This is a genomic window from Streptomyces sp. NPDC044003, assembly GCF_056435185.1.
On sequence record NZ_JBWKFA010000003.1, the window covers coordinates 243,309 to 260,454 of the forward strand.

Here is a 17,146-nt window from a genome sequence, read left to right on the forward strand (position 1 = left end):
CATGAAGGAAGCGGCCCGGCACGCGGTCCACCGCCACGCCGAAGAGCTCATCACTCTCTCCGAGCGCCTGCACGCCGATCCGGAGACCGCCTGGGAGGAGCACCGGGCCGCGGCCGCCGTACCGGAACTCCTCGACCGGGCCGGATTCGACATCACCCCGTCCTACCTGGGGCTGGAGACGGCGTTCCACGCACGGTTCGGCAGCGGGCCCGTACGGATCGCCCTGTGCGCCGAGTACGACGCGCTCCCCGGCCTCGGGCATGCCTGCGGGCACAACCTCATCGCGGCGAGTTCCGTCGGGGCCGCGCTCGGCCTCGCGGCCGTCGCCGACGACGCAGGTCTCACCGTCGAGGTCTACGGCACCCCGGCCGAGGAAGGCGGCGGCGGAAAGATCGAGCTGCTCGACCGGGGTGCCTTCGCCGGCGTCGACCTCGCGATGATGGTGCATCCGGCGCCGGTCGACGTCGCCGAGGCCCGCCCCTTCGCGGTCAGCCACTCCCGGATCTCCTACACCGGGAAGTCCGCGCACGCCGCGGCCTATCCGGAGGCCGGGGTCAACGCCGCCGACGCCTTCACCGTGGCCCAGGTCGCGATCGGCCTGCTCCGCCAGCAACTGCCCGCCTCGGCACGGGTGCACGGCGTGGTGACCCACGCCGGGGACGCCCCGAACGCCATCCCGGAGCGCTCGACCGGACGGTGGTACGTACGGGCCGAGACGCTCGCGGAACTCGCCGCACTGGAACCACGCGTCATGCGGGCCTTCGAGGCCGGTGCCCTCGCGACGGGCTGCGAGCTCCGGATCGAGCCGGAGAGCAGGCCGTACGCCGAGTTCCGCAACGACGGGACCGCCCTCGGCCACTACCGTACGAACGCCCTCGCCCTGGGCCGGGAGTTCGCGCCGCCCGGTCAGGCCGCACGGATGAACCGGGCCTCCACCGACATGGGCAACGTCTCCCAGGTCGTGCCCGCCATCCACCCGTACATCGGCATCGGCTCCCTGCCCGCCACCAACCACCAGCGCGAGTTCGCCGCGCACTGCGTGGGCGGGACGGCGGAGCGGGCCCTGCTCGACGGGGCGATCGCGCTGGCCTGGACCGGCGTGGACCGCGCCCGCCCTCCCCGACCCTCCGAAGGACCCCGATGACCCCGACCTCCGACCCCCGGCGCACCGTCCCGCCGGACCACGGGTACCGGACGGAGCACGACATGCTCGGCGACATCGACGTCCCCGCGGACGCCTACTACGGGGCGCACACCGCCCGGGCGCTGGTCAACTTCCCCCTCACCGGGGAGACCCTCGCCTCCCGCCCGCACATGATCCGCGCCCTCGCGGCGGTCAAGTGCGCCGCGGCCCGCGCCAACGCCGAGGTCGGCGCCCTGGACGCCACGCTCGCCTCGGCGATCGCGGACGCCTGCGCCGAGATCCGTGACGGGGCGCTCCACGACCAGTTCGTGGTCGACCTCGTCCAGGGCGGCGCGGGCACGTCGACGAACATGAACGCCAACGAGGTGATCGCCAACCGAGCCCTGGAACTGCTCGGCCGGTCCCGCGGCGAGTACACGGTCCTGCACCCGCTCGACCATGTGAACCTCGGCCAGAGCACCAACGACGTCTGTCCGACCGCCCTGAAGCTGGCCCTGGACGCGCACGTGGCCGAACTGCTCGCCGCCCTGGCCGGGCTGCGCGGCGCCTTCGAGGAGAAGGCCGCCGAGTTCGCCGGCGTCCTGAAGATGGGCCGCACCCAGCTCCAGGACGCCGTGCCCATGACCCTGGGCCAGGAGTTCGGGGCGTACGCCGCCACCCTCGCCGAGGACGAGCAGCGGCTCGCCGAGGTCAGACCCCTGCTGCACGAGCTCAGCCTCGGCGGCACGGCGATCGGCACCGGCCTCAACGCCCGCCCCGGCTACCGGGAGCGCGCGGTGGCGGAGCTCCGACGGCTGACCGGCATCCCGACGCTTGAGTCCTCGCCCGACCTCGTGGAGGCCACCCAGGACGTCGGCGTCTTCGTGCACCTGTCCGGCGTGCTCAAGCGCGTCGCCGTGAAGCTGTCCAAGATCTGCAACGACCTGCGGCTGCTGTCCTCGGGACCGCAGGCCGGACTCGGCGAGATCAACCTCCCGGCACGGCAGGCCGGTTCGTCCATCATGCCCGGCAAGGTCAATCCGGTGATCCCGGAGGCGGTCAACCAGATCGCCTTCGAGGTCATCGGCAACGACGTGACCGTCACGCTCGCCGCCGAGGGAGGACAGCTCCAGCTCAACGCGTTCGGGCCGGTCATCCACCGCAGCCTGAGTGCGGGCCTCGACCACCTCACCGCCGGCATCGGCGTCCTCGCCGAACACTGCGTGCGGGGCATCACCGCCAACCGCGAGCGGCTCGCCGAGACGGTCGCCGCCTCCACCGGACTCGTCACCGCGCTCGGTCCCGCGCTCGGCTACGAGACCGCCTGCGCCCTCGCGGTCGAGGCCCACCACACGGGCAGACCCGCGCTCGACCTCGTACGCGAGCGGGCGCTGCTGACCGAGGCGGAACTCGACGAGCTCCTCAGCCCCGCCGCCCTCACCGGTCTGCCCGCCCTCTGAGGGCATTCCGGCCCGTGCCGCATAGGGTCGGAGGCGACCGGATCACCAGGCGCGAGGGCCACGCATGACGTCACCAGTGGGTTTCACACTCGTCCAGCTCCGCTACTTCCTCGTCGCCGCCGAACGCGGCTCGATGACGGAGGCGGCGGCGGAGCTGCACATCGCGCAGTCCGCCGTGTCCACGGCCGTCCACAACCTGGAGCAGGACCTCCGGGTCCAGCTCTTCATCCGCCGGCGGGGCCGGGGCCTGACCCTCACACCCGCAGGGGAGCGGCTCCGGCAGCAGGCGGAAGAGCTCCTCGCCCGCGCCCGCGAGGTCGCGGAGGAGGCCCGGGGAGGGGGCGAGTCCCTCTCCGGGCCGGTGGCCGTCGGCTGCTTCGTGACCCTGGCCCCGCACTACCTGCCGGCTCTGTTCAGCGAGTGCACCCGACGCCATCCGGGCATCGAGCTGGACGTGATGGAGGCGGAGGCGGACCAGCTCGTCCAGGCCCTGGCGGCGGGGCGCATCGACTTCGCGCTCACCTACGACCTCGGTCTCGCGACCGAGCCGGACCTGGACGGCGAGACGGTCGCCCGCGCCCCGGCGTACGTCATCGTCCCGGCCGGTCACCCGCTGGCAGGACGGGACAGCGTCGAGCTGGCCGACCTGTCCGCGGAACCGCTCGTCCTGCTCGACCTGCCCCACAGCCGCGACTACTTCCGCTCCCTGGTGGCCGCCACCGGCACCACGCCCGACGTGCGCTACCGCACGGGGAGCTACGAGACCGTCCGCTCCCTGGTGGCACGCGGGCTCGGCTACTCGGTGCTCAACCAGCGGCCGGCGACCAGCCAGACGTACGGCGGCGGGGAGGTCGCGGAGCTCAGGCTCCGGGACGGCGGACCGCCGCTCGACGTCAAGATCGCCTCGGTGCGGAGCATGACCCAGACGGCCCGCGCCCGGGCGGTCATGGACCTGCTCCGGGAGATCGCCGGCAGGCCCGCGGGGGCCTGAGCGGGGATCTCCCCACGCTACAGATCGGCGCGGCCCGTCACCGCCCGGGCGTGCGCCAGGATCAGCTCACGGGCCCGGTCGGGGCGCAGCGCGGCGTTGCGGCTGACGATGTGCAGTCCGTAGCCGTCCTCCAGGGCCACCAGCCCGTGCGCCAGGTCCGGCGCGGCCGCGGCGAGCGTGAAACCGCCGGTCGCGGCGCCCACCGCGAGGGCGGTGGTGTAGAGCGCGACCTCCCGGGCGAAGAGCGAGGCCATCAGCTCGGCGTGCCCGGGGCTGCGCCCCGCCCGCCGGTGCAGTTCGTAGAGCAGCCCGTGGACCGGGTCGTCCGTCATGCTCGGCAGACCGCTGTTCAGGAGGGCGCGCAGCCGCGCCGCCGGATCGTCGGCGGGCGCCTCGTCGTAGGCCTGCTGCCGGGTGGCCAGGTAACTCTCCACGGCGCCCCGGTGCACCTCAAGGACGAGGTCGTCGAGCTCGGGGTAGTAGTACAGCACCGAGCCCTGGGAGACGCCCGCGGCCTCCGCGATGTCCTTGATGCGCAGGGCTTCGAGGCCGCGCTCGGCGATGGCCCGCCCCGCGGCGGTGACCAGGGCCTCTCGGCGTGCCGTCTGGTCGCGTGGTCTGCCCGCTTTCCTCATGGCGCCCATTCTCTGATGCCCGGCTCAGGTTGTGCAAGAAGTTCTCGTCCAGAGCATTGACGGCCGCTTCACCAATTGTTTGAATCCCAACTCAAAGAAGTCGGTGCGGACGATCCCCGCCGAGCTCCTCTCCCTCCCCGCCGCCCCCGCACACCGCCCGGGCCGCACCTCCCCCGTCCCCCCGAACGGGCACCGGCTCGCAGACGTCCCACGACGCGATCGAAGGCCACACCATGCAGACGTACGACCACTGGCGGCAGCGCGCCGCCGAACTCATCCCACGCACCCGCCTGTTCATCGACGGAGCATGGACCGACCCCGCCGAGGACCACTGGCTCCCGACCGTGAACCCCGCGACCGGCAAGACCACCGCCCAGGTGGCGGCCGGCTCCGCCGCGGACGTCGACCGGGCCGTGGCCGCGGCCCGCACCTCCTTCGAGGACGGCCGCTGGTCGCGCACCGCCCCCGCGGAGCGCAGGCGGGTCCTGCTCGCCCTCGCCCGCCTCATCGAGGAGCACGGCGAGGAGCTCGCCCTCTGCGACACCCTCGACATGGGCAAGCCCATCGCGGAGTCCCACGGCACCGACGTCCCCGGCGCGGCCGGCGTCTTCACCTGGTACGCCGAGGCCGTCGACAAGCTCTACGACGAGGCCGCCCCGGCCCCGCCGGGCAACCTCGCCCTCGTGCGCCGCGCCCCGCTCGGGGTCGTGGGCGCGGTGGTGCCCTGGAACTTCCCCCTCGACCTCGCGAGCTGGAAGCTGGCACCCGCCCTGGCCGCGGGCAACAGCGTCGTGCTCAAGCCCGCCGAGCAGTCCCCGCTCTCCGCCCTGCTCCTCGCGGAGCTCGCCGCGGAGGCCGGCCTGCCCGACGGCGTGCTGAACGTCGTCCCCGGCCCGGGGGAGACGACCGGGCGGGCCCTCGGCCTCCACCCGGACGTCGACACCCTCGTCTTCACCGGGTCCACCGCCGTGGCCAAGCGCTTCCTCGCCTATTCCGCCGAGTCCAACATGAAGCAGGTCTGGCCCGAGGCCGGCGGCAAGAGCCCCGATGTGGTCTTCGCCGACGCCGACCTGGACGCGGCGGCGGAGCGCGCGGCCTGGGGCTTCGTCTACAACGCCGGGCAGGTGTGCTCCGCCACCACCCGCCTCCTCGTCGAGGCCTCCGTCGCCGAGGAGTTCACGGCCCGCGTCGCCGAGCACGCCCGCACCTGGCTGCCGGGCGACCCCCTCGACCCCGCGACCCGACTCGGACCGCTCGTCGACGAGGCCCAGGCCGAACGCGTCCTCGACGCCGTGCGCTCATCGGGCGGCACCGTCGTCTGCGGCGGCACACGGCCCCGGCGGGACGGCGCCTACCTCGACCCCACCGTCGTCACCGGCCTCGGCCCCGACGCCCCGCTCGTCCGGGAGGAACTCTTCGGCCCCGTCCTCACGGTGCTCCCCTTCCGGGACGAGGCCGAGGCGATCCGCCTCGCCAACGACTCCGCCTACGGCCTCGCCGCCTCCCTGTGGACCCGGGACCTCGGCCGCGCCCACCGCGTGGCCGACGCCCTGCGCGCCGGGACCGTGTCCGTCAACACGGTCGACGCCCTCAGCCCGTACACCCCCTTCGGCGGGTTCAAGCAGTCCGGCCACGGCCGAGACCTCTCCCTGCACTCCTTCGACAAGTACACCGGCCTGAAGACGACCTGGATCGCCTACGGCTGACCCCGCCGACGCGGCACCCGACCCGACACCCTCACCCCAGCAAGGAACACACCACCATGACCAGCGACACCGCAGACCTGATCCGCCTCGACCGGGCGCACATCATCCACCCCTACCTGCCGGGCACCGCCACCGAGCGCGTGATCATGGCCTCCGGTTCCGGCTGCCGGCTCACCGACACCGAGGGCCGCGACTACCTCGACGCCACCGGCGGCCTCTGGCTCGCCCAGATCGGCCACGGGCGCGAGGAGGTGGCCGACATCGCCCACGAGCAGATGAAGAAGCTGGAGTACTTCACCAGCTTCTGGGAGTTCTCCAACGAGCCGGCCATCAAGCTCGCCGCCCGCCTCGCCGAGATCGCCCCCGAGCCGCTCAACCACGTCTACTTCACCTCCGGCGGCTCCGAGGGCAACGAGGCGGCCATCAAGATGGCCCGCTACTACCACCACCGGCGCGGCGAGGGCAGCCGGACGTGGATCCTCGCGCGCAGCAAGGCCTACCACGGCATCGGCTACGGCGGCGGCTCGGCCACCGGCTTCCCCGTCTACCACGAGGGCTTCGCCCCGATGATGCCGCACGTCTCCCACCTCACGCCCCCGTGGCCGTACCGCAGCGAGCTGTACGGCGACGAGCCCCTCGGCCCCGAGCAGGTGACCGACTTCCTCATCCGCGAACTCGAGGAGCGCATCGCCGAGATCGGGCCGAAGAACATCGCCGCGATGATCGGCGAGCCCATCATGGGCGTCGGCGGCATGCTCGTCCCGCCGGCCGACTACTGGCCCCGCGTGCGGGAGGTCCTCGACCGGCACGGCATCCTGCTCATCTTCGACGAGGTCGTCACCGCGTACGGCCGGGTCGGCGAGTGGTTCGCCGCCCAGTACTTCGACGTCACCCCGGACATCATCGTCACCGCCAAGGGCATCACCTCCGGCTACGTCCCGCTCGGCGCGCTCCTGGTGAGCGACGACCTCGCCGAGGTGCTCCTGCGCGACCACGGCTTCCCCATGGGCTACACCTACAACGGCCACCCCGTCGCCACGGCCGTCGCCACCGCCAACCTCGACATCATCGAGCGGGAAGGACTGCTCGCCCGTGCCACGAGCCTGGGCTCCTTCCTCCACGACGAACTGAAGGCGCAGCTGGGCGACCTGCCGATCGTCGGCGAGATCCGCTCCGTCGGCATGATGCTGGCCGTCGAACTGGTCCAGGACCGCGCCACCCGCGCACCCCTGCCCCTCGACCCGGCCCGGATGCCCCACGACGTCATCCGCCGCGAAGCCGGCGTGATCGTCCGCGACTCCGCCCACAGCCTGGTCCTGTCCCCGCCGCTCGTCATGACGGAGACCGAGGCCAAGGAGGTGGCCACCGCGCTGCGCGGTGTCCTGGAGCGCACCGGTCCCACCGGCGCGATCCGCCCCGCCTGACGACGCACGGGAGGCCCGGTGCCCCGCCGGGCCTCCCCGACACGGACGCCACTCCGTCACCGCGCTCACGCGCGCCTGCTCGCAGTACCCCTCTCCCCGCTAGGAACTGCCCGTGTCCTCCCCTCTCTCCGCCACCGACTCGCGCACTCCCCCCACCACGTCCGGGCTGAAGCGCAGCCTGCGGCGCCTCGACATCACCGCCCTGGGCATCGCCGCCGTCATCTCCTTCGACACCGTCGGGCAGATCGCCACCGGCGGTGGTGAGGCCGCCACCTGGACGGCGGTCCTCGCGCTCTTCTTCCTCGTCCCGTACGCCCTGCTGTTCGCCGAGACCGGCGCCGCCTTCCCGCAGGAGGGCGGCCCGTACGTCTGGGTCAAGCTCACCCTCGGCCGTTCGGCGGCCGCGCTCACCACCCTGCTGTACTGGGTGACCAACCCGATCTGGCTGGGCGGCTCCCTGGTCTTCCTCGCCGCCGAGACCTGGGACGGCTTCGTCTTCCACCTGGGCTCGGGCACCTTCGCCGACTACACGTTCAAGCTGCTGTTCGTGTGGACCGCGATCCTCACCGCCGTCGTCTCCCTGCGCCGCGGCAAATGGATCACCACCCTCGGCGCCGCGGTGAAGGTCCTCACCCTCGCGGTGTTCACCGTGACCGCGCTGCTCTACGGGCTCGAACACGGCTTCCACGGGCTCACCGACGCCCATTTCACCCCGACCACGGCCGGATTCCTGGCCCTCGTGCCGATCCTCCTGTTCGCGTACGTCGGCTTCGAAGCCCCCAACGCGGCCGGCGAGGAGATGCACGACCCGCAGCGCGACGTGCCCGCCGCCCTCGGACGTTCCGCCTCCGTCGCCGCCTGCTGCTACCTGCTGCCGGTCCTGGCGCTCCTCGCCGTCGTCCCCGCCCACCAGGTCACCGGCATCGGCGGCTTCATGGAAGGCGCCCGCCTCGTGTTCGGCATCTACGGCGGCGCGGCCGGCCCGCTCCTGACGCTCACCGCCGTCATGTTCGTCCTCGCCCTGCTCACCCAGGGCAGCGCGTGGATGATCGTCAGCGACCGCATGCAGGCGATGGCCGCCGCCGACGGCGGCTCCTTCACCCGCAAGCTCGGCGCCTTCCACCCGCGGCTCGGCACACCCGTCCGCACCAACCTGCTCTCCGGAGCGGTGGCCACCGTCTTCATGATCGTGGCCATGCGGGTCGCGGAAGGCGACGCGGGCGCCGTGTTCGCCGTGGTGCTCACCGTGGCGGTCACCACCCTGCTGCTTTCCTACCTCGTCATCGTCCCCGCGCTCGTCCTGCTCCGGCTGCGCCGGCCCGAGGTCGTACGGCCCTACCAGGTCCCCTTCGGTCACCGCGGCTTCATGACCTGTGCGGCGCTCGTCTACGCCTGGATCCTCGTCGGCTCCTGGTGCGCGCTCTTCCCCGGCACCCTGGAGGCGCTCCTCGGCATCGAGTACGCCTTCGACGACATCTGGGGCATGTCCCGGGCGGCGTTCGAGGCGTTCACCCTCGGTACGGTCGCCGTCCTGCTCCTGGTCGGCGCCGCCGGCCTGGCGATCGCCCGCCGGGAGAGCCCGGACGCGGAGGGCCTCCCGGTCACCGGGGACGCGTGACCACGCGCGGGCACGGGCACACCCATGTGCCCGTGCCCGGCGCGGTTCCGCCGTCAGAAGATCCTGTGCTCCGTCCAGAACGGACCGAGGTCCTTGTCCGTCGCCGCCTGTGCGGCGCGCTTGAAGTCCGCGGTGGTGGCGACGCCCAGCCAGTGGTCCCGCACATGGCCGCGCAACACGGCAGCCATCGCGGCGCTGCCCAGGACCCGCTCCAGATCGTGCAGGGCGCAGGCGCCGCGCATGTAGACGACCCGGACGTACTCGGAGCGGTGACCGTCCGCGTAGTAGCCCATGGACCGGGTGAGGGCGGCCGTGTCGCTGGGCCACGTCCCCTGGTCCTCCCAGCAGCCGGCGGTGTCCTCCCCGTAGTACGACTGGTTCGCGTACTGGGCGAAGGACTCGTCCAGCCAGGGCGAGGAGAACTGGTCGTTGCCGACGATGCCGTAGAACCACTGGTGGGCGATCTCGTGCACGACCGCCGACCCTTCCGGTTCGGTCCACAGCAGGACGAGGCCCGGGAACTCCATGTTGCCGAAGTCGTCGAGGTTGTCGCTCATGACGAGGTCGAGTTCGCCGTACGGGTAACGCCCGAACCGCTGCCCGAACCGGTCGACCGAGCCGACGGCGGCCTTCAGGTCGACGGCGACGCCCTCGGCGGACGTGGCGGCGGTCCAGTACGCGTGGAGGCGCACTCCGCCGGGCGTGGTCAGCGTCTTCGTACGGAACGGGCCCGCGGCCCACGCGAAGTCCCGCACCCCGTGCGCGACGCTGGTGCTGACCGTGCGACCGGGCGCTCCCGGGCGCCGGGTGGTGGTGCCCGTCGCGGGGACGAGCAGCGTGGCCGGGTGGTCGAGCACGACCCGGAAGTCACCGGCCAGGGTGTAGAAGCTCTCGCCGAAACCGACGTCCGGGTCGAGGTGCCGGCCCTGCGCGTCGCGCACGGACAGCAGGGGCAGCGCGTTCCCGAGGTAGCGGTGCGCGCCGTCCCGGCCGAAGCGGTGCACACGGTCCGGGACGGTGATCGCGAGGTCGAAGGAGATGCTCGCGCGTGCCCCGTACGGCAGCGGCGCGGGCAGGTCGACCGTCAGCGCGGTGCAGCCGACGGCGAGCGGACGCGGGCTGCCGCCGACGACCCGGCTCACCCGGACCGGGGACGGTGCGCCGGGGGCTCCGCAGCCGTCGGAGCCGTTGCCCCAGAGCCGTACGTCGACCGAACGCAGTGGAGTACGGGAGGCGTTGCGGAACGACACCGTCTGACGGCCGGTCCAGTGCGAGCCGTCGGCGTCGGCGCGCAGCGACACCTCGTAGGAAGGGCGGTCCGGAGTCGCCGCCCGCACGGGCGCGGGGGTGTCCGAGGGGTCCTGCGCCGCCGCCGGGGGGAGGAGAGTCAGAACGGCCACGAGGGCGAGCGCCGTTGCCCGCCAGTACCTGAGCGAGGTCATGCCGAGCACGCTAGAACACCCGTACGCCCGGACGGGCGGGTTCCGGGGACGCGGCGAAGGGCGCGGCCCGAGGCGTTCCTCCGCAGCCGGTCCCGATGTGGGACGGTGGTGGCATGCCGGTTCCCGTGATTCTCGACTGCGATCCCGGACACGACGACGCCTTCAACATCCTGCTGGCCGCCGCGCACCCCGCGATCGACCTGCTCGCGATCACCACCGTCGCGGGCAACCAGACGCTGGAGAAGACCACGCTCAACGCCCGCCGGGTCTGCTCGGTGGCCGGGATCAAGGGCGTGCCGATCGCGGCGGGCCGCGACCGACCGCTGCACGGGCCCCGCCGGATCGCCGAGAACATCCACGGCGACTCCGGCCTCGACGGTCCCGGATTCGGCGAGCGCGAGCCGGACGTCCCGCAGGACCCGCGCGACGCCCTCACCCTCATCCGCGACACCCTCCTCGCGCACCCGTCGCCGGTCACGCTCGTGCCGACCGGACCGCTCACCAACATCGCGGTCTTCCTGCTCGCCCACCCCGAGCTCGCCGGGCGGATCGAGCGGATCGTGCTCATGGGCGGCTCGACGGGGCGCGGCAACACCACACCCGCCGCCGAGTTCAACATCCTGTGCGATCCGGAGGCGGCGGACATCGTCTTCCGCAGCGGACTGCCGGTGACGATGTTCGGCCTCAACGCGACCCATCAGGTACGCGCCACCCCCGAGGTCGTCGCCCGGATCGCCGCCCTCGGCACCCCGCTGAGCGGGCTCTGCATCGACCTCCTCACCTACTTCGCGTCCACCTACCGCGAGGTGTACGGCTTCGACGCGCCCCCACTGCACGATCCGCTCACCGTCGCCCACCTGATCAACCCGTCGCTGGTCAGCCTGGTACGGGCAGCGGTGACGGTCGAGCTGAACGGCACGCACACACGGGGCGCGACGGTGGTGGACCTGCACGGGGTGACGGGCCTGCCCGCCGAGACCGCGGTCGGCATGGAGGTCGACACGGACGGCTTCTGGGACCTGATCGTGGAGGCCGTACGCGTACTCGGCTAGTCCGCTGGTCCGCACGACGAAGTGGCGTCACCACCAAGGGGTGGTGACGCCACGTCAGACCGAATCGGTCACTTGCCGAGCCACGCGTTGTGGACGGTCACCGTCGAGGTGTTTCCCTGCTTGTCCGTGACCTCGGCGGACAGCGCGATGCCGCTGTCCTTCGCCGGGCTCTTCACGGAGAGCAGTCCGCCCACGACCTTCGCCGGCTGCCAGGTCCTCCCGTCGTCGTAACTCACCGACACGGAGAGGGACTTCAGGTTCGCACCGGCCGCGGCGCCCTGCACGGTCACGGGGACCAGGACCGAGGCGCCCGCGGGGACCCGCGAGGCGAGGTCGACGGGGGCCGCGAAGCGGACCGTGGACACCGGCAGCGCCGTCGTGGCCGCGACCTGCTGCGAACGGAACGTGAAGCCGGTCTCGATCCGCGTGGAGACCGCGCCGGCCTTCGCCGGGCGCTCCACGGAGGTCACCAGCCGGTATGCGGCGTCGGCGGCGTCGACCGTGAACGGCTCGTAGCCGCTCAGCGGGTCGGTGTTCTCGGCGACCTTCACCCCGTCGCGGTACAGCGTCGACGTGGCCGAGGAGTACGGGACGGTCCCGACGTGCCCCGCGCCGTCGGAGGACAGCGGCACGGCGCCGACGATCTGCTGCTCGCCCGTCACCGGGTCGGGAGCCGTGCGGAAGACACCCGTGCCCTCGCCCAGGAGCGGGCCCTGGACGCCCGTGTTGAAGGTCTCGCGGTACGTCCGGCCGGCCTCGTAGCGCTTCGGCCGGACCATCTCCCAGGCGCCCTCGAAGGCCGGGTAGCCCCACTCGTCCTTGTCGCCCAGCTGGTTGTACCGGGTGAGCCACGTGGCACCGTCGACGGTGGAGACGTAGAAGGTGCGCGTGCCCGGCGCCGGCTGCGGTGCGGAGAAGCCGTTGCCCTCCGGCGCACCGGGCAGGTGGGCGTACGGGGAGGCCAGTGCGGTCTTCCCCGGGGTGGAGGCGCCGAGACCGACCTTGAGCGTGGCCAGCTCGGTCGCCTTCACGTGCTTGGTGTAGCCGGTCGCGACCGTGCTCGCCTTTCCGCCGAAGGCCACCGAGTACTGGCTGGTGGCGTCCTTCAGGAAGTGCGCGTCCCAGGTCTGCAGGAGGGAGCCGTCGGTGACGGCCGGACCCAGGTGGGCGGTGCGGAAGCCGGTGAAGCCCCGTAGGACCCAGCCGTTGCCGACGCGGCCGATGTCCGTCGCGACCTCGTAGTACGTCCCCGCGTAGTCGGCCTTGTCGATGCCGGGCACGGTCAGGTTCACCGGCCTGGTGGTGCGCGCGTCCGAGACGACCGTGGTGTCGGCCGTGACGTCCAGCTTCGGCCGGGCGATCCAGTCGGTGCCCGCGCTGTAGTCCGACGGGTCCTGGTAGACGGCCGTGTTGAGCGTGTACGAACCCTTCGGCACACGGATCGTGTGCGCGCCCGGCTCGTTGTCCACGCGGGCCTGGAAGTTCGCGGCGAGCCCGCCGACCCCGGTCAGCGTGGTGGAGAAGTTCTGCGCGTCGGCGCCGTCGCGGCCGAGCGCCCGGACCGTGAGGTCGTACGACTCCGCCTCCCGGACGGCCACCGCGGCCGTGCGGACGGACTGGCCCGCGCCGGTGGCGGTGACGTAGCCCGAGTAGGTGCCGTCGGCATCCCCGATCCTGGTGTCGGCGACGAGGTCCACCTCGGCCGTGCCGCCGGCGGGGACGGTCACCTTCGAGGCGCCGAGCGTGAAGAACCCGGCCGGGGCCGGCTTGCCCGCCGGGTCCAGGGCGGACACCGACAGGTCGAGGGTGACGTCCGTGGTCCCGAGGTTGCGGTACGCGACCTTCTGGGTGAGGGGCTTGTCGTCGGTGTGCGGCCACAGCGCGGTGCCGTAGTTCAGCGATACCGGCTCGGCGACGACGCTCTGGGCGAGCGCCTTGTCGACCTGGATCCGGCCCGAGCCCTGCTGGAAGGCGGTGAAGGCACCGCCCTTGGCGGAGCCGGTCAGTACACCCTTGAGCTCGGCGGACTTCCAGTCGGGGTGACGCTGCTTCAGGATCGCGGCGGCGCCCGCGACGTGCGGGGTCGCCATGGAGGTGCCGTCGATCGTGAGGTAGCCCGGCGCGGGGTGCGGCATGCCGGGGCGGGTGTCGAGGATGCTGCCGGGGGCGGCGGCCGCGGTGATCGCGACGCCGGGCGCGGTGACGTCCGGCTTGACGGCACCGTCGCCGGCACGCGGGCCGGTGCTGGAGAAGGGGGCCAGTCTGTCGTCCTGGTCGACGGCGCCGACGGTCAGCGCGGCGTCCGCGCTCCCCGGCGAGCCCACGGACGACGCACCGGACTCGCCCTCGTTGCCCGCCGCGACGGCGAACAGGATCCCCTTCTCGGCGGACAGCCGGTCGACCGTCGCCTCCAGCGGGTCGACGCCGGGGCTGTCCGGGCCGCCGAGGCTGAGGTTGACGACGTCCGCGCCCTCGGCGGCGGCCCACTCCATGCCCGCGATGACGGCGGAGTCGTCCCCGTACCCCTCGTCGTCGAGGACCTTCCCGCTGATCACCTTGGCGCCGGGGGCGACGCCCTTGTACCGGCCGCCGGACATGGCGCCGGTGCCGACGGCGATCGACGCGACGTGCGTGCCGTGCCCGACGCGGTCCACGGCGTCGGCGGAGGCGGAGAAGTTCTTCTCGCCGACGACCTGCGTCTTCAGGTCGTCGTGGGTCTTGTCGACGCCGGTGTCCAGGACGGCGATCTTCACGCCCGTGCCGTCGAACCCGGACTCCCACGCCTTGTCGGCGCCGATCTGCCGGACGCTGCGGTCCACGCTCGCGCCCCGCACCCCGTCCAGCCACACCGAGGCGATGCCGGAGGCCGTGGCGCGCAGGCCGCTGCTCTGCCGGTCGGTCAGTGCCTCCCACACCCGGGCCACGTCGTCCGGAGACGTACGGATGGCGTCGGCGCCGATCGTCGGGAAGGTACGCCGAAGCTGGGTGTCCCCGGCCGCGCGCACCTCGGCTCGCGCGGCGCCGGCACCCCCTTCGTACTGCACGATCAGCTTGAGCCCCGCGCGGTGACTCTTGCGGAGCCGCGGGTCCGTGAGCACGTTGAGGTCGAAGAGCCGCTGGTCGAGGCGGCCCGTGGCGATCAGACGCCGTGCGTCGCCGGGCACCACGAGGGTGTGGTCCCCGGTGCGCTCTATCTGTACGGGTATGTGTTCGCGGCCCTTGGCGGACTCGAAGCCCACCATCCGGCCCTTGGCGTCCACCACGACGCGGTCGCCCGTGACGAGCGGGATCCGCTGGGTGCCGCCGACGTGCGGGGTGGTGTCCGGTGCGGCCGTCGCGGTCGCGGTGATCGCCGTCGCCGGGCCGGTCATGCCTGCGACGAGGGCCACCGACGTGGCCGCTGCGATGGTGAAGGCGCGTGCTCTCTGCACAGGTGCGCGCAAGTCTCCCCCAGGAGCTTGGGATGAGGTCGAGTGGTCGATTCCGGTCAGGAGCGCGAGGCGCCCGCCGCCGGTCAGCGCAGTATGTGAGGAGAGAAAGACGTGATCAACGCGGGTGGGGGAGTGGGGCGTTGATACGCACGGTTTCAAGCCATCGTGCGGTCGGCGCGTGTGATCGGGCGACGATGGCCGTGTGACGGTACGATGACGGCGGCGCGATCCTTGCGCGACAGCGGCGCGTGCCGGGACCGCCCCGGGCCAGGCCCCGCGGGTGTTTCGGGGATCCGCGCCCGTGCGCCGGGAGCGCGCCCCTCCGCTTGGCCGTATCCGCACCCGGAGGGAACCTCTCTCCATCCGGGCACGTCCGGCCGGCGGGGACGCACTCCCGACGGTCCCGCTACGGCTGGCCGTCGAGCCAGCTCAGCTTGTGCCCGTACAGCACCCGCTGGCAGTAGTCCGTGCCCACCGGATCGGCGGCGTCACGGTTCGCCGTGCAGTCGGACGCCGACCCCGGGTGGTGCTCGGAGAGGGACCACAGGCGGCCCGTGCCGCGCTCGATGTAGAGGTCCTCGGCGCCCCGGGCGGTCTTGACGGCCGCGCCGTTCGTGACCAGCTGGCCGTTGCTCCAGCCGTAGCGCCAGAGGTTGCCCGGCTCGTCGGTGCCCTTCGACTCGTTCACGTACAGCTTGCCGTTGTACGCGGCCGCGCCCTGGGCGCCGCCGTTGGTCAGCGGCAGGTAGTTGGCCCAGCCCTCCGCGGTCACGTCGGAGGAGCGTCCCTCCAGGTCCGCGACGGGGAAGGAGGCGATGCGGCCGGTGGACGGGTAGCCGCTCTCCGGACGGCAGTACTCACCCATGAGCAGACGGTCCGGGGTGGTGCTGCGGTCCAGGGAGATGTAGGAGGCCTTCGGGGCGCCGGTGGAGACGCAGGCGTAGGAGCCCGCGGGGTTGCTCTGCGTCGCCTTGAACTTCCACGCGGCGACCTGCGGCATCACATAGCGGTAGCCGAAGCTGTACCAGACGTTGTCGTGCCGGCCGACCTTCGTCTTGTCCTCGGTGTTGGCCGTGGTCTGCACACCGTCGGTGTCGCTGCCCATCGCGTCGTGCGTGCTGGGGTCGCCGTCCGGGTCCAGGTCCATGATGGAGCGCATGTCGAAGACGCGCAGACCGTTGCGGGTGTCGGCGACGTAGAGGTAGTTGCCGTACCAGACGATCCCGCCGGCGTGGACGCCCTTCTGGATCGGGTACTCGGAGGCGTGCAGCCCGTCGAAGGAGACGTGGTCGGCCGAGTTGATGTAGGTCCAGCCCAGAAGGACGTGCCGGTACTTGACCTCGGAGATGCCGGAGGCCGGATTGACCCGGCTCTGCACGAAGGTGATGCGGACGCCCTTCTGGTTGCAGGCGTCGTCGGCCTCCAGCTCGGCCGTGGTGCAGTCGCCGGTGGCCGGGTTCGGGTCGGTCTCGCGGCCCGGGTCCCAGCCGTCGTACGAGGCGAACAATTGGATGTTCCCGGCCGTGCCCCACAGCTCGTCGTCCTGGGCGTCGGAGACGCCCGAGAATCCCTGCGGGACCCACTCCTGCGAGGTGGAGTCGTCGCTCTGCAGGCAGTACTTGATGTCGGGATCCGTGGCGGTGCCGAACGGGTCGCGGGAGCACCACGGCGTCACGGTGCGGTTCGCCCCGGCGAGGAGGTTCTGCACACCCGACTTGGGGAGGACCGAGTCGAGGCGGGCGACCCGGGAGGTCGTCTCGGCGTTCAGGGCGCCGGGCGACATGGTGAAGTCACCGGGCGAGGCCGCGCCGCCGGGCGAGGTCCAGGCGGTGGCCGCGAAGGGCGAGGGAGCGGCCTCGGCCGCGAGGGGTTCCTGGACCGTGGGGTCCGAGCTGGCCTGCGGGACGACCTCGGCCTGGGCCGGGGCCACGAGGCCGGTGAACGCGAGCGAGGCCGCGGCGGCTGCGGTGAGCCAGGCGCGGCGTATTCGCCTTGAGGGCATGGGTGGGTGCCTCCGTTGATGAAGCGTCAGACAAGTCGCACGGAGGGTTCCAGAACGTCTGAGCGGAACGCAAACCTGCCGGAATTTTTCGGCAATAACCCTTTTGTTCAGGGGGGTTGGCTCCGATATGCCCGCATCGCACCGCCGGGGCGGGGGCTGGTCCTGATGTCGGCGCGGTCGGGATCCGTCGCCACGGCGGCCGTTCGGTGCAAGACCTGCCGTCGATCCGCACAAGATCCACACGGCGGGCCTTCGCGCCCTC

General features: G+C 72.4%; 11 protein-coding genes. 7 read left to right on the forward strand and 4 right to left on the reverse strand.

Annotation, left to right across the window (positions count from 1 at the left end):
• Position 1: 1 nt before the first annotated feature.
• From AC07AW_RS13190 to AC07AW_RS13200, 3 genes are all read left to right on the forward strand, one after another.
• Positions 2-1,144 (forward strand): M20 family metallopeptidase, encoded by a 1,143-nt coding sequence (locus AC07AW_RS13190; protein WP_478815542.1) that lies wholly within the window; start codon positions 2-4, stop codon positions 1,142-1,144.
• Positions 1,141-2,583, forward strand: coding sequence for an aspartate ammonia-lyase (locus AC07AW_RS13195; RefSeq protein ID WP_478815543.1), 1,443 nt, complete (start codon positions 1,141-1,143; stop codon positions 2,581-2,583). The genes AC07AW_RS13190 and AC07AW_RS13195 overlap by 4 nt, the downstream gene beginning before the upstream one ends.
• Positions 2,584-2,647: 64 nt before the next feature.
• Positions 2,648-3,574 carry a LysR family transcriptional regulator gene (locus tag AC07AW_RS13200; protein ID WP_478815544.1) on the forward strand — a complete coding sequence of 309 codons (927 nt, stop codon included), beginning with the start codon at positions 2,648-2,650 and terminating at the stop codon, positions 3,572-3,574.
• Between the two features lie 17 nt (positions 3,575-3,591).
• Here AC07AW_RS13200 and AC07AW_RS13205 read toward each other — a convergent pair whose 3' ends face one another.
• Positions 3,592-4,209, reverse strand: coding sequence for a TetR/AcrR family transcriptional regulator (locus AC07AW_RS13205; RefSeq protein WP_478815545.1), 618 nt, complete (start codon positions 4,207-4,209; stop codon positions 3,592-3,594).
• Positions 4,210-4,442: 233 nt separating this feature from the next.
• Between AC07AW_RS13205 and AC07AW_RS13210 the strand changes: the two genes are divergently transcribed.
• The 3 genes from AC07AW_RS13210 to AC07AW_RS13220 all read left to right on the forward strand — a co-directional run bounded on the left by AC07AW_RS13210 (position 4,443) and on the right by AC07AW_RS13220 (position 8,957).
• Positions 4,443-5,915, forward strand: a complete 1,473-nt coding sequence (locus AC07AW_RS13210) for an aldehyde dehydrogenase family protein (protein ID WP_478815546.1) — start codon at positions 4,443-4,445, stop codon at positions 5,913-5,915.
• Positions 5,916-5,971: 56 nt separating this feature from the next.
• The gene (locus AC07AW_RS13215; RefSeq protein ID WP_478815547.1) at positions 5,972-7,339 is read left to right on the forward strand and encodes an aminotransferase family protein; all 1,368 of its coding nucleotides are present in this window, start codon (positions 5,972-5,974) and stop codon (positions 7,337-7,339) included.
• A gap of 112 nt (positions 7,340-7,451) precedes the next feature.
• Positions 7,452-8,957: an APC family permease gene (locus AC07AW_RS13220; protein WP_478815548.1), complete on the forward strand. Its 1,506-nt coding sequence runs from the start codon at positions 7,452-7,454 to the stop codon at positions 8,955-8,957.
• 53 nt (positions 8,958-9,010) lie between these two features.
• On the opposite strand, the gene AC07AW_RS13225 is transcribed toward AC07AW_RS13220, so the two are convergent.
• Positions 9,011-10,399 carry a M1 family metallopeptidase gene (locus AC07AW_RS13225; RefSeq protein WP_478815549.1) on the reverse strand — a complete coding sequence of 463 codons (1,389 nt, stop codon included), beginning with the start codon at positions 10,397-10,399 and terminating at the stop codon, positions 9,011-9,013.
• A gap of 113 nt (positions 10,400-10,512) precedes the next feature.
• Here AC07AW_RS13225 and AC07AW_RS13230 point away from each other — a divergent pair, with 113 nt between their 5' ends.
• On the forward strand, positions 10,513-11,451 hold the full coding sequence (locus AC07AW_RS13230; protein WP_478815550.1) for a nucleoside hydrolase: 939 nt from the start codon (positions 10,513-10,515) through the stop codon (positions 11,449-11,451).
• 68 nt (positions 11,452-11,519) lie between these two features.
• Here the strand turns inward: AC07AW_RS13230 and AC07AW_RS13235 are convergent, their stop codons facing one another.
• Positions 11,520-14,882, reverse strand: coding sequence for a S8 family peptidase (locus AC07AW_RS13235; RefSeq protein WP_478815551.1), 3,363 nt, complete (start codon positions 14,880-14,882; stop codon positions 11,520-11,522).
• Positions 14,883-15,288: 406 nt separating this feature from the next.
• On the reverse strand, positions 15,289-16,884 hold the full coding sequence (locus AC07AW_RS13240; RefSeq protein WP_478815552.1) for a hypothetical protein: 1,596 nt from the start codon (positions 16,882-16,884) through the stop codon (positions 15,289-15,291).
• Positions 16,885-17,146 lie beyond the last annotated feature (262 nt).

Bases quoted from the DNA above. Each gene is read 5' to 3' on its own strand.
- AC07AW_RS13215 (WP_478815547.1), top strand. From the start codon at position 5,972: ATGACCAGCGACACCGCAGACCTGATCCGCCTCGACCGGGCGCACATC.
- AC07AW_RS13230 (WP_478815550.1), top strand. From the start codon at position 10,513: ATGCCGGTTCCCGTGATTCTCGACTGCGATCCCGGACACGACGACGCC.
- AC07AW_RS13225 (WP_478815549.1), bottom strand. From the start codon at position 10,399: ATGACCTCGCTCAGGTACTGGCGGGCAACGGCGCTCGCCCTCGTGGCC.
- AC07AW_RS13195 (WP_478815543.1), top strand. From the start codon at position 1,141: ATGACCCCGACCTCCGACCCCCGGCGCACCGTCCCGCCGGACCACGGG.
- AC07AW_RS13205 (WP_478815545.1), bottom strand. From the start codon at position 4,209: ATGAGGAAAGCGGGCAGACCACGCGACCAGACGGCACGCCGAGAGGCC.
- AC07AW_RS13190 (WP_478815542.1), top strand. From the start codon at position 2: ATGAAGGAAGCGGCCCGGCACGCGGTCCACCGCCACGCCGAAGAGCTC.
- AC07AW_RS13240 (WP_478815552.1), bottom strand. From the start codon at position 16,884: ATGCCCTCAAGGCGAATACGCCGCGCCTGGCTCACCGCAGCCGCCGCG.
- AC07AW_RS13200 (WP_478815544.1), top strand. From the start codon at position 2,648: ATGACGTCACCAGTGGGTTTCACACTCGTCCAGCTCCGCTACTTCCTC.
- AC07AW_RS13210 (WP_478815546.1), top strand. From the start codon at position 4,443: ATGCAGACGTACGACCACTGGCGGCAGCGCGCCGCCGAACTCATCCCA.